Below are 12,922 nucleotides of genomic sequence, written 5' to 3' on the forward strand. Positions count from 1 at the left end.
TTACTGCTAATAGACGCGTAACATTCTTTTGGCTCTTTGGTTGTAACCAGTTTTTAACTAAAAAGAGTGTGCGTTAGCTTCAATTTTTTAACTTGCTGTTAATCTTTACGTTTACCTATATTCCAAGTCCCTCATAATAAGGGAAATTTATAAAGATTTGGAATAATGCGCCGAACTTCGTTCAACTTCTCCATGTTACTTGCTACAGCATTAAGCTGGGTGCTGGTGACATTAATGCCTGTTATCAATGCTCATGGTAATAGTGTGGGAGTATGGGCGTCGTTATGTACGGTCAATGGCTTTGAACTGGTTCAAATTGAAGAAGGTGAACCTAATACTCACAAAGGAAAGCCGTGTCCCTTTAGCCATTTTTCCACGTTTCACCAAGACGAACTTCCAACTACACTACTGACAACTCGACTGAGTTCTATTGTCTCAGACAGCTACGCTTTTTTGGCTCTAAGCGAACGCTACACGAGACAAGCCCCGCGCGGCCCTCCCTTTGATATTGCTTAAACCTAACCCACTAAAATAATTAAAAAATAAAGTATTAAGTAAAGTTAAACATGCTCAGATTACTTTCTGATTTTTCAGAAGGTATGTTTGCGTGTGTCAAAGGAAATAATAATGTTGAGAAATGAATCTCAAAGATCTGCGAAAGCACAAGCAACTTCGCAGTCTACAAGCAGTGCAACAACTGGTTCGGAAACCAATATAAAAAGCAAAGACCGCAATAAAACTCTCTACTTCCTCACTTGGCGCTGGCACTTCTATGCCGGGCTATTCGTTATCCCATTTATGTTGATGTTGAGTATTACTGGTTTGGTGATGCTGTTTGATGATGAACTTGAGACCGCTCTATACCCAGAAGCACTAGTGATGCAGAGTGGTGTGAGCTCAAGCGGCATCATCCCAATTAAAGACCAGCTCGCCGCCGTTAAATCGCGATATCCAGAAGGAATAGCGACTCAATTTATTACCGCTAGATCTACAGATTTACCTAACCGCTTCTCTGTGAACTTGGTCGATGGTCGGTCAGTATTTGCAACCGTGAACCCCAATACTGGTCAAGTGATCAGTGAAATCCCTCGCAGTGATAGTTGGTATCAGCTGGCGAACGACATTCATGGCACTCTACTGTTAGGGGATTGGGGAGATTACCTGATTGAAGTAGCGACCAGCTTATCTATTTTGCTATTAGTGAGTGGTATTTATCTATGGTTGCCGCGCGACAATGCCACAAAAGCAGGCTTTTTGAAGATCCGCATTTCTTCTGGATCTCGCATTTTTATGCGTGACCTGCATGCAAACCTTGGTGGTACTCTGTCTTTAGTGTTGCTGATGTTCTTATTGTCTGGGCTTGCTTGGGCAGGCTTTTGGGGCGGTAAGATGGTTCAGGCTTGGAGTAGTTTCCCAGCTCAGATGTGGGATGATGTCCCTTTGTCTCAGCAAACACACGGCTCGTTAAATCACGGCTCGGAAGAGGAATACCCTTGGAACTTAGAGCAAACTCCGCTTCCAGAGTCGCACGATCACTCTTCAATGAGTGACGAACACAGTCACCATATCGCTTCTGGAGAAAGCATTCCGCTTGAGCAAGTGGTTCAAAAAGCGAATGAACTCGGCTTTACTTACTATCGAATTAACTTCCCTCGTACTGAAACGGGTGTCTACACCATCACGGCCAATACTATGGGCGGCGACATTATTGACCCTAGGGAAGATCGAACTACTCATCTAGACCAATACTCAGGCCGTATTCTAGGAGAGGTGACGTGGCAAGATTACAATTTATTCGCCAAAACCTTAGCCGTCGGTATTTCTCTGCATCAAGGTGACATCAGCATCATTAATAAGCTTCTAAATGCGTTGTTCTGTTTGGCGTTCATTGTGGTGTCAGTGACTGGTGGAGTAATGTGGTGGATACGCAGACCTTCAGGCCAAAGAAAGTTGGGAACGCCACCGAAGTTTGGCGATGCTGGTTTTTGGAAAGCAGGCTTAGTGACTGTGGTTATTATTTCGATACTGTTTCCACTCGCGGGTGCAACTATCGTGACAGCAATGCTATTGGATTGGTTACTGTTTTCACGCGTTGAGAGATTCAAAACCGCGTTGAGTTAATTGACATGCAAACGGGCTTTCTCTACTTGAGAAGGTCCGTTTTATTAATCAGATGATCGCGTCTTTTGTGAGAAAGACTTTAGACTTGATACCGCTCTAGATTTGATAAAGCTTTAGATCTGATACAGCTTTAGATCTGATACAGCTCTAGCGGCAGGCCGTCTGGGTCTGCGAAAAACGTAAATGATTTCCCCGTAAACTCATCAACTCGAATCGGTTCGACTTCAATGCCTTGTTCTCCCAAGTAGCTTTTGACATGTTGAACGTCATCAACACAAAAGGCCAAATGTCTCAGCCCTTGAGCTTCCGGAAAGCTTGGTCTTTCAGGTGCGTCAGGGAAGCTGAATAATTCTATTTGAGCGCCATTAGGCAGTGCCAAGTCGAGCTTATACGACTGACGTGCTTCACGATAATTCTCCGCAATCACTTCAAGCTTTAAAACTTCCGTATAAAAACGTTTAGAGACTTCGTAGTCTGAGCAAATAATGGCGGCGTGGTGTATTCCTTTCAGCATCAGTTTATTTCTCCTGCCAGTTTGTCACCCAAGTGTTCCATCGCGTAATCAATGAATACACGTAATCGAGCGGGCATGTACTTGGTTTGAGCAAACTGCATCGCGATAGCGCCATGGTAATTACTCTTGATGGTCCAATCTTCCAGTACTTGCACTACAGAACCTTCAGCCAATGCATCTTGGATCACGAAGTCATGGAAAATACCCACGCCAAGCCCTTCTTTAACGCCTTTCAATCGCATCTGAGAGTGGTTCACAGCGTAACGTCCGCTGACGGGTACTGTGTAAAACTCATCATCTTTAAGGAAGTCCCAAATGTGGTCTTTATCTGTTTCTGCAAGGTATAAGCAGTCGTGCTCAGACAGCTCGGTAGGGTGGTGAGGGGTTCCTTTAGCATCTAAATAGTCGGGGCTCGCACATAACACGAGGTTTGTTTTTCCGAGCTCTTTCAATACCAAACTCTCGTCAGGTTTGTCGGTAAGGCGAAAGGCAATGTCGATGCCTTGGCGCAATATGTCGATGTCGCCATCAGCCGCCCTTAGCTTGAGTTGAATCTCTGGATACTGATTTAAGAATGGAACAACGAAAGGCTGCAATACCGAGTTCAAGAAGGCTTCTGGTGCCGCTACTGTAATAGAGCCTGCAGGTTCAGTATGGTCAGAGGTAGACAGCTCAACCGCTTGTTGCGCCGCATTAATCATGACCACGCTTTGGTCGTATACCAACTGGCCTGCTTGCGTGATGATCAATGTACGAGTGGTACGTTCAAACAGCTTTACTGAGAGTGCTTTTTCTAGACGTGTGATCAATTTACTCAACGCTGAAGGCGTCACGCCTAGCTGCTTTGCTGCGGCGGTAAAGCTCCCCTCGTTAACCACCAAAATAAAGGAGGCAAGATCTGGAAGTAGGGCGATCAGTTTTGGGTTTATCATAAGTATCCAGTTGGGCTAGTTGCAACGGTGAGCTTATTGACAATTGTGAGTGATTTACTTTGATTTGTGAATCAATTTCATTAATTACTTGGCGTGTTTTGCTTTTCATCTCATCGGTTTTCATCTGTATAGCGGAGCTGCTGATGCACATTCTAAGAGAAGCGGATAATCATCACCATATCGTTCTGAGATGAAAAATAGAGATCTGATATGAAAGTGAAATTAGACACAAACGGAAGGGGACTTGACGTTAAAAAGAGCAGGTAAGACGCGTTTATGTGCCCTGTGTCACTGGGATGAACCATTATTCTTGCCTGTGATTCATTAATGTTTTTCCAACTAAAGGGATAATCGAGAAGGGGATGTTCAACTAGAATAGGGGTATAAGTTTTACAGTGTAAATGATCGAATTGAAATCGTTTACATCCCCTACATAATGCGGCGCGCGATGCTGCTGAATAATAATTAGGAAGGAATAGACAATGTCTTCTGCATTTTACCAACAGATTCAAACTCAAATCGAAGAAGTTAAAGAAGAAGGTCTTTACAAGTCTGAGCGCATTATCACTTCTGCACAAAAAGCAGCGGTTTCTATCTCGACTGGTGAAGAAGTACTAAACTTCTGTGCAAACAACTACTTAGGTCTTGCTAATCACCCAGCTCTTATCGAAGCAGCTAAAGATGGTATGGATCAGCACGGCTTTGGTATGGCTTCAGTACGTTTCATCTGTGGTACTCAAGACTCTCACAAAGAACTAGAGCAAAAGCTATCTACGTTCCTTGGTAAAGAAGACACTATCCTTTACACATCTTGCTTTGATGCAAACGCTGGCCTATTCGAAACGATTCTAGGCAAAGAAGACGCAATCATTTCTGATGCTCTAAACCACGCATCTATTATTGATGGTGTTCGTCTATGTAAAGCAATGCGCTTCCGTTACTCGAATAACAACATGGAAGAGCTAGAGCAACAACTTATCGCAGCTAAAGAAGCAGGCGCTCGTCACACACTAATCGTAACTGACGGTGTGTTCTCTATGGACGGCGTAGTCGCTAACCTTCCTGCTATCTGTGACCTTGCTGACAAGTACGGTGCACTAGTGATGGTTGATGACTCTCACGCAGTGGGCTTCATGGGTGAAAACGGCGCGGGTACTCACGAGTTCCATAACGTTGTTGACCGTATCGACATCATCACAGGTACGCTTGGTAAAGCAATGGGTGGCGCTTCAGGCGGTTATACTTCTGGTAAGAAAGAAGTAATCGACTGGTTACGTCAGCGTTCTCGTCCATACCTATTCTCTAACTCTGTTGCACCTGCAATCGTATCGGCGTCTATCCGTGTTCTAGATCTTCTAGCGGAATCTGGCGACCTACGTACTCAACTATGGGAAAACTCTGCTCACTTCCGTACTCGCATGGAAGAAGCGGGCTTCACAATGGGTGGTGCTGACCACGCTATCATCCCAATCATGCTGGGTGATGCAAAAGTAGCGGCTGAATTTGCAGAGCGCGCCCTAGAGAAAGGCATCTACGTTGTAGGTTTCTCTTTCCCTGTAGTACCAAAAGGCCAAGCTCGTATCCGTACGCAAATGTCTGCTGCACACTCTCGTGAGCAACTGGATCGCGCAATCGATGCGTTCATCCAAGTTGGTAAAGACATGGCTATCATCTAATTTTAAAGGGGTGCCTTGTGCATCCTTTGATTAGATAGAACAACACCCAATAGAACATATAGATTTTTGATTCTCGCCTTACAGTTAGGCGAGATGAACTGGATAACATTATGAAAATTAAAGCACTTTCTAAGCTTAAGCCTGAAGAAGGCATCTGGATGACCGAGGTTGAAAAACCTGAAATGGGTCATAATGATCTTCTTATTCGTATTAAGAAAACTGCAATTTGTGGTACAGACGTACATATCTACAACTGGGATGAGTGGTCACAAAACACAATTCCAGTACCTATGGTGGTAGGTCACGAATACGTGGGTGAAGTTGTTGGCATCGGCCAAGAAGTTCGTGGTTTTGAAATCGGCGACCGTGTATCTGGCGAAGGTCACATCACGTGTGGTCACTGTCGTAACTGTCGTGGCGGCCGTACTCACCTTTGTCGTAACACAACAGGTGTTGGCGTAAACCGCACTGGTGCGTTCTCTGAGTTCCTTGTGATCCCTGCGTTCAACGCATTTAAGATCCCTGCAGAAATCTCTGACGATCTAGCATCAATCTTTGACCCGTTTGGTAACGCAGTACACACAGCGCTTTCTTTCGACCTAGTAGGCGAAGACGTGCTAATCACTGGTGCTGGTCCAATCGGTATCATGGCTGCTGCTGTTGCGAAGCACGTTGGTGCTCGTCACGTTGTAATCACTGACGTAAATGAATACCGCCTAGATCTTGCTCGTCAAATGGGTGTGACTCGCGCAGTAAACGTGATGGAAGAGAAGCTTGAAGACGTAATGTCGGATCTTGGCATGACAGAAGGCTTCGATGTAGGCCTAGAAATGTCTGGTAACCCATCTGCGTTCAACAGCATGCTGACTAACATGAACCACGGCGGTAAGATTTCTCTACTAGGCATTCCACCATCAGACATGGCAGTAGATTGGAACCAAGTAATCTTTAAAGGCTTAGTTATCAAAGGTATCTACGGTCGTGAGATGTTCGAAACTTGGTACAAGATGGCTTCATTGATTCAATCTGGCCTAGATCTAACACCAATCATTACTCACCACTTCAAGGTTGATGACTTCCAAAAAGGCTTTGACGCTATGCGTAGCGGGCTTTCAGGAAAGGTTATCCTTGATTGGGAATAGTCTAAATTAGGCTCTAAATAGCAAAAGGCGACAGTGAAAACTGTCGCCTTTTTTACGTCTAAAACCGCTAAATAACGCTCGATTACAGTGGCTGTCGCCATTTTGTCGCCATTAATTTTCTAAAGGATTGAGGTGAACTGCCTGCATCAAATGCTCGGGAGCAAAATGAGAATACGCCATTGTCTGCTCAATTTTTGTGTGACCTAGAATCCGCTGTAACACCAAAATATCCCCTTTGTTCATCATAAAATGCGAAGCAAATGTATGCCGTAGAACATGCGTTGCTTGCCCACTTGGAACATGATTCGGTAAAGCCCTTTTAATGTAGCGCCAGGCATCCTTATAAGTAGTGTCAAAAATCTTATGGTCGTTCACTGCGATATCTAAGATCTCATGATACAAAGCAGGTGAGATGGGCACACTTCGATTTCTCTTACCTTTTGTCTCGGTGTAAGTTAGCTTAAATTCAGCTACTTGTGAACGGGTAAGAGTGAGAGCTTCACTTATACGAGCACCGGTGGCTAAGCAAATCTTAGAGATTACAATGAGCTGTGGAATCGAGACTGTAATTACGCGGTTGAAATTCTTCAGGTTAAATAGGAACTCTTCAATTTGTGGCTTGGTTAGATATGCCAGGTTCTTTTCACTGGTTCTGATAGGCTCGATTGCTTCAACTGGGTTGGGGTATTTCCACTGATTGTACTTAATCAGCTTCTTGAACATACCTTTTAGATAAATCAGTTCAAGGTTATGTGTGGTCGGGGATATCTCGATAGATTTGTTTTTGCCACGATAGGGGATTCGAGCTGCCCGATAGTCCAAGTAGTCTCGTTCTTTAAGGTGGTAGGCAATCGGGTTACCTAATCCTTCAATTGTTTTGGCTATTAGATCCCGAGCTTGTTTACCTGATTTCAACGTATGACCGTGTATGTTCCACCAAGTGTCTAACAGTTCGCTCATTCTACGGTGATCGGGTTTACTTCCCATCCATGGCTTATCGTCAATCTCCTTCAACGTGTGAAGCTCAAAAGCTTTTGCTTCTCCCTTAGTCGTAAACTTTTTACGAACACGCTTCCCCGTTCGCCCATTTGGGTAACATTCGCAGAGCCAAGGTTTGGTAGAGCCATCTTTTAAATTGCGGATAGACATAATAAAGCCTAAGATTACTGTATATAAAAACAGTGTAATTAGAGCTAAAACGTAGAACAATGTTTTATATCGGACAAAAAGCACAGGTTAGGCTCCTATCTCAAAGTGCTAAGAAAGCTAATAGGTTATTGTGATCCGCAACAGCAGTTTTTGACAGTACAAAACTGGAAGGTAACTTCTCTCGTTGGAAATACTTGAAGAGCATTATAATGGTTGAAAACTTCCGTATTGAGAAATGAAAAGTAATCGACCTAGAGTATCGTTACTATATCAGCTCCAAAGTGCTAAGCGCAGAGCAAGCTGCGATGGCAGTTAGAGAGCTTTGGGATATAGAGTCAATGCATTGGGTACTTGATGTCAGTATGAATGAGGATGCGTGCCAGATATACAAAGACCATGGAGCGGAGAATCTATCTTGCTTGCGTCATATGAGCTTAAATATGCTCAGAGAAGAGCCAACTAAGCTAAGCATTGTTGGGAAGCAAAAGCGATGCATGATGAATACAACCATTCTAGAGGCAGTATTAAGTGCTGGTTTTACTCAGGCGGTGAAAAACTAGGCACTCATGCGGTCGCCCTGCTGCTCAATTGACACTAAATTATGGTTTTTTTATACAACCTCATTCAATTGAGGTATTTACTCTATTTTTTAACGAAAATACCACCATATTCTAGTTAAAAGTGAACTGCTGTATCGAATTCACGCTAAGTTGATGTTAATTCAGCCAATATTCGGCTATATTACACTCGATGAATAAGGGCGTAACGATTTTTATTCTCACTCCTCGGTTGTTAAGGTAGGTAATGTGCCATTAGTCATGGCGTTATTTTTAGAATAAATGTGGGTTCATTGATGAGTATTAAAGATTTAAGTGTAGTAAAGAAAATTGGGTTGAGTTACTTAGCCGTATTTCTGGTTTTTGCAGTTGTTTCTGTAGTGATGATGTCGAGTTTATTATCACTGAATAAAAACACAGCGATATTAACTGATAAAAGCCTGCCATCGGTTGCCTTGCTTAAAGGTATTCAAGTTGATATTACAAAAGTTCGTAAAGATGAATTTTCGCTTCTGTCAAATGCAAAGCATCCCAAAATCGCGGAATGGATAGAGGGGCTTGAACAATGGAGGGAAAATGTTCAACAAGGTATTTTGTCGTATGAAGCTCTAGCGCTGAGTGAGCAAGAAAAGCGTTCTTTTAAAGTATTTAAAGATACATGGAATAGTTATATTTCTGAAACGCAGCAATATAATTATTTACTTGCACAAGGTAAGGCAAAAAAAGCAAATGAAGTTGTTTTATCTAGTTTCACTACATATACAAAAGCTCTTACTAGCTTGGACAATACGCTTAGCTTAAATGATGAGCTTATAAATCAGCTAAAAGTAGAAGTACAAAGTGAATCTCAATCGACTCAACTTACTGCCGCCGCTGGTTCCTTAGTCATTATCGGTATGATAATTCTTTCGTCAGTTCTGTTATCTCGAGTAGTTTGTAAACCGGTTAATCGAGCTTTATGGTTTGCTTCTCAGATAGCTAAAGGTCAGTTGAATAATACAATTGACGAAAGAGAGTTAACTGAAGATGAACTTGGTACTTTGCTGAAAGAGTTAGTATCAATGCAAAATAATTTGCATTCTTTAGTCTCAGAGGTGAGTGATTCTACAATTCAATTAACAGCAGCGGTGGAAGAGGTGAGTGCAATATCAGCTCAAACGGCTTCAGGAATGCAAAATCAACAATTAGAGTTGAGTTCTGTTGCATCGGCCATGACAGAAATGCAGGCCGCAGTTAACGAGGTAGCGCAGAATACAGAAAGTGGAGCTACCTCAGCAAACTCAGCAACTGAAGTTGCAAAGCACGGAACCGAGATTTTAAATAAAACAATCCAAGAAATTGATAAGGTCACTAAAACAATACAAAACACAGATGAATTGGCAAGTGATCTAGAAAATAGTTCAAGTAGCATTAATGTTGTTGTTGATGTTATTAGAGGGATTGCGGAACAAACGAACCTATTAGCCTTGAATGCTGCAATAGAAGCTGCTAGAGCAGGAGAGCAAGGGAGAGGCTTTGCTGTAGTAGCTGATGAAGTTCGTTCTCTGGCTCAACGAACGCAAGAATCTACAACGCAGATTGTCGATATTGTTGAAGACTTACAAGAAAAAACCATCAAAATGGGGGAGGCAAGCAGGGAGTGTCAGAGTGGTATCGCTACATGTGTTGACCAAGTCAATGAGGCTGGAGAACAAATTGATATGATTGAACACTCTGTCGAGAATATTGCTCAGATGAGTACTCATATTGCAACAGCATGTAGTGAGCAAAACTCAGTGTCAGAAGAGTTAAATCGAAGTGTGGAGCATATTAATTCAGCATCCTCAGAAATGGCAGAAGGCACTTCACAAACCGCTATAGCGTGTCAGGAAATCAGTAGTCTAGCTCATAATCTCCAATCGAGGATGGGAGCATTCAAGCTATAGAAAGGTGCACTACGCCTTAGATTTTTTTAATCAGGAGTGGCGTTGTTGATCAAATCAGCTCGAAGATCAACTCTAAGCTATTTCTGTCCAGAATCGCTTGGTGATCACACTTCACAGTTGGCACTTTGTGTGAGAAGTACGGTTAACAAAGTTCTGCCCCTAAGTGAGTTAGATTAAATATTCTACAGAATCTAGGTGTGTGAGTTTTCCCTACAAAACCTAATATCAAGTTTATGACTGATTTTCTTGCCACCTTTACTTTCTTTTCCGTATATCTACACAGTTTATTAAGCTTGAATGTCGTTGAGTATGGAAAGTGGCATGTTTTATTGAGTGTTTAGTCTCGCTTTGTCGATAGAATATTTAATAAGCCACTGTTTATCAAAAGGTTTATGGTTTCATATCTTGGATAACACGCTGGCGCGTTTTTATGTGAGGATAGAATGCGCATCTCGATGTATTTTCTTTAATTTTTAGTGGCTTATGATAAGTTAATCGAAAGTCAGGCAGGCAGAAAAACGAGATTGCCTGTTATTAAGAATGTTATAAGCCCAGTCAGCTCCGAGGAAATATGGATAGTATAAAATTAAGCAAATTCGATGTTGCCGAGCGCCAGTTTCTTCAGGCAATTAGATTGTTTTTTGAAGATGGTGATGAAGTTTCAGTACATACGTTGGTTGAAGCTGCTAATCAGGTTTTCAGTGATCTCGGTAAGAAACAGGGTATCAAAGGTCCAATTAGAGAAAGCGAATGGGTTCGCCCTGAAAAAAGAAAAGAGTGGCGAAACCACGTTTACAAAAGTAGGAATTTTTTTAAACATGCTGATAAGGATGCAGACTCAATACTTGAGTTTAATGCTCTTTTTAATCACTTATCGATTCTAGAGGGGCTTTATATGTATCACCAGTACAAACTAAAGTGGATGCCAGAAACGATGTGCTATTACTTTTGGTTTGCCGATAGATATCCTGAATTGTTAGTCAAAGAAGACCCACTAAACTGTGAAATCTTGGCAGCATTTGAGTCAGGTAGGCTCTCTTCACCTGTAGAGCTTTCACTAATGCGTGACTTAATTAAATCAATGTACAGCGGTGGTCATTCTGTCAGCTACATTGGTACCGAAATGGGCTTATAACAAACGACAATTTAAGAGTGATTCAGCACGCTTGGCATTTTTGGTTTGGGTTGAGTTTAGTGTTTACGGTGGTCAAATTGAGTGTTGTGGTCGCGTGCTTCACACCTTAATTGGGCTACATGGACTCCCTCTTTTGTCAACAATAGCTCCCGCTGACAACAGTGGATCGGACAGCAGCTCTACATTCGGTGTTTAATCGGATTCGTTCCGTCACCTTGATGATATTCGCTTGATGCCGGCCTCATTCGTTAAACAGTATTTATTACTTCCCAATTAAACAGGTTTAGGCATCTCGGTCTGGTCATATTGTCATCATTTGCTATTGCTTTGACTCGGTGAGTGTTAACCGTTTACATAGTTAATCTTGTACTCTTTTCCCGTTGTTAATAATGCCCATATTATACGAGCGTTCTTTGCTGCTAGGGCGACAGCTGCTCGTTTATAACCTCGTCGTTCAACGAGTTGATTTAACCAAATACTGTTGTGATCGGTTTTCTCTTTACATCGTGCAATAACGGCTCTTGCGCCATGAATAAGTAGAGTGCGAATGTGTTTTTAGCCTCTTTTGCTGATGCGACCAAGATGAACATGACCACCTGTTGAGTATTGTCTTGGAACCAACCCTATCCAAGCGGCAAATTGGCGGCTAGATCCAAATTGTTTGGCGTCATTGACGGTCGCGACAATGGCACTTGCACTGTGTTCACCGACACCTGGAATATCCATGAGGGCTTTGGCTGAAGCCATCTCACGAACTAAAGCAGAGACTCTACGATCATAGTGCAATACTTCTAGGTTAAGGTGTTGAATCTTGTTCGATAGATCTTGAAGTAGCTCTCGAGCGAGTATAGGCAAACCATTTTCTGCATCTTCAAGGACACTACCAATAGTGTTTTGAGCCGAGTAGCGCCCCTGAGGCATCACAATACCAAATTCGGAAAGCAAACCTCTGAGCTGGTTAATAGTCGCCGTTCTTGTTTTAATTAGCCCCTGTCGAATACGGTGCAGGCAAAGCACAGCTTGTTGCTCTTCACTTTTTATAGAGACAAATCGTGTTTTGGGTCTAGATACCGCTTCACAGATGGCCTCTGCGTCATTGGCATCGTTCTTCTCATTTTGTCGATATGGAATAACGAATTTGGACGCCATAATTTTCGGGTTATGACCTAGTTTCAGTAGCTCTCTCGCCCAGTGGTGTGCACCAGAGCACGCCTCCATACCGATGAGGCAGGGAGGTAACTTCGCGAATGTGTCTAAGAGTTTGTTTCTTTTGACAGTTTTGCGTAGGACGCACTTGCCATATGCATCAACGCCGTGAATACATTCTTGGCGAGGTCAACGCCAATAGTTTGAATGGTGGACATAGTAACCTCCAGTTCTTCAGCGTGTACTAAGTAAGTATGGCACGCAGAGTGCCAGGTAGAGGGAGTCCATATCATTCGTTATGTTTTTGGAGAAAATGTTGAGATGTTCAATCAAAAGAAAAAGAAGCAACACTACGTATGGAGACGTTACCTCAAGTCTTGGTTGGTAGGGGGTAAGCTTGCATGCATGAGAGATAAGAAACATGTATTTTCTACTAAAGACTTAATGAACGTTGGTCAAAAAAACTACTTTTACAAGGTAAATAGTTTAACTGAGCAAGATGTAAATTATGTGCGAGATTTGTTTTTAAGTAATGTAGATGAATCGACTAATGCTATTTTCGATCGATTATTTGTAAGCGTGTCATGAACCCCGCATTCTAATCTTTCAGCGCGAAGAATAAGAT

The 12,922-nt window shown here is 42.5% G+C and carries 10 protein-coding genes and 2 pseudogenes; 8 read left to right on the forward strand and 4 right to left on the reverse strand.

Translation table 11 applies throughout. From position 1 onward, the window contains the following. Nucleotides 1–165: 165 nt before the first annotated feature. Both ACED42_RS18135 and ACED42_RS18140 read left to right on the forward strand, forming a co-directional pair. Complete coding sequence (locus ACED42_RS18135) at nucleotides 166–516, forward strand: hypothetical protein (protein ID WP_017103905.1); 351 nt, start codon at nucleotides 166–168, stop codon at nucleotides 514–516. A 111-nt stretch (nucleotides 517–627) separates the two neighbouring features. Continuing rightward, nucleotides 628–2,121 carry a PepSY-associated TM helix domain-containing protein gene (locus tag ACED42_RS18140; RefSeq protein WP_371703641.1) on the forward strand — a complete coding sequence of 498 codons (1,494 nt, stop codon included), beginning with the start codon at nucleotides 628–630 and terminating at the stop codon, nucleotides 2,119–2,121. A 130-nt stretch (nucleotides 2,122–2,251) separates the two neighbouring features. Here the strand turns inward: ACED42_RS18140 and ACED42_RS18145 are convergent, their stop codons facing one another. Both ACED42_RS18145 and ACED42_RS18150 read right to left on the reverse strand, forming a co-directional pair. Continuing rightward, nucleotides 2,252–2,635 (reverse strand): VOC family protein, encoded by a 384-nt coding sequence (locus ACED42_RS18145; RefSeq protein WP_231904363.1) that lies wholly within the window; start codon nucleotides 2,633–2,635, stop codon nucleotides 2,252–2,254. Then, nucleotides 2,635–3,567, reverse strand: coding sequence for a LysR family transcriptional regulator (locus ACED42_RS18150; RefSeq protein ID WP_041473204.1), 933 nt, complete (start codon nucleotides 3,565–3,567; stop codon nucleotides 2,635–2,637). The genes ACED42_RS18145 and ACED42_RS18150 overlap by 1 nt, the downstream gene beginning before the upstream one ends. Nucleotides 3,568–4,049: 482 nt before the next feature. Here ACED42_RS18150 and ACED42_RS18155 point away from each other — a divergent pair, with 482 nt between their 5' ends. Next, on the forward strand, nucleotides 4,050–5,243 hold the full coding sequence (locus ACED42_RS18155) for a glycine C-acetyltransferase (protein WP_231904364.1): 1,194 nt from the start codon (nucleotides 4,050–4,052) through the stop codon (nucleotides 5,241–5,243). A 110-nt stretch (nucleotides 5,244–5,353) separates the two neighbouring features. Beyond that, nucleotides 5,354–6,385, forward strand: a complete 1,032-nt coding sequence (gene tdh, locus ACED42_RS18160; RefSeq protein WP_102276941.1) for an L-threonine 3-dehydrogenase — start codon at nucleotides 5,354–5,356, stop codon at nucleotides 6,383–6,385. 111 nt (nucleotides 6,386–6,496) lie between these two features. On the opposite strand, the gene ACED42_RS18165 is transcribed toward tdh, so the two are convergent. Continuing rightward, nucleotides 6,497–7,534, reverse strand: a complete 1,038-nt coding sequence (locus ACED42_RS18165; protein WP_371703644.1) for a tyrosine-type recombinase/integrase — start codon at nucleotides 7,532–7,534, stop codon at nucleotides 6,497–6,499. A gap of 146 nt (nucleotides 7,535–7,680) precedes the next feature. Between ACED42_RS18165 and ACED42_RS18170 the strand changes: the two are divergent. The 3 genes and pseudogenes from ACED42_RS18170 to ACED42_RS18180 form a co-directional block, all read left to right on the forward strand. Beyond that, nucleotides 7,681–8,094: pseudogene (locus tag ACED42_RS18170) on the forward strand (ISAs1 family transposase); the annotation flags it as partial. A gap of 293 nt (nucleotides 8,095–8,387) precedes the next feature. Then, entirely contained in the window at nucleotides 8,388–10,016 is a 1,629-nt protein-coding gene (locus ACED42_RS18175) for a methyl-accepting chemotaxis protein (protein WP_017082422.1), read from the forward strand. Nucleotides 10,017–10,587: 571 nt separating this feature from the next. Continuing rightward, nucleotides 10,588–11,151, forward strand: a complete 564-nt coding sequence (locus ACED42_RS18180; RefSeq protein WP_368085267.1) for a hypothetical protein — start codon at nucleotides 10,588–10,590, stop codon at nucleotides 11,149–11,151. Nucleotides 11,152–11,493: 342 nt separating this feature from the next. Here ACED42_RS18180 and ACED42_RS18185 read toward each other — a convergent pair. Beyond that, nucleotides 11,494–12,515 (reverse strand): annotated as a pseudogene (locus ACED42_RS18185) (IS110 family transposase). A gap of 103 nt (nucleotides 12,516–12,618) precedes the next feature. On the opposite strand from ACED42_RS18185, the gene ACED42_RS18190 reads away from it, so the two are divergent. Beyond that, nucleotides 12,619–12,885, forward strand: coding sequence for a DUF4238 domain-containing protein (locus tag ACED42_RS18190; protein WP_371703646.1), 267 nt, complete (start codon nucleotides 12,619–12,621; stop codon nucleotides 12,883–12,885). The last annotated feature ends 37 nt before the right edge of the window (nucleotides 12,886–12,922 follow it).

This window comes from Vibrio sp. FF145 (assembly GCF_041439075.1).
In the GTDB taxonomy this organism is placed as follows: domain Bacteria; phylum Pseudomonadota; class Gammaproteobacteria; order Enterobacterales; family Vibrionaceae; genus Vibrio; species Vibrio tasmaniensis_A.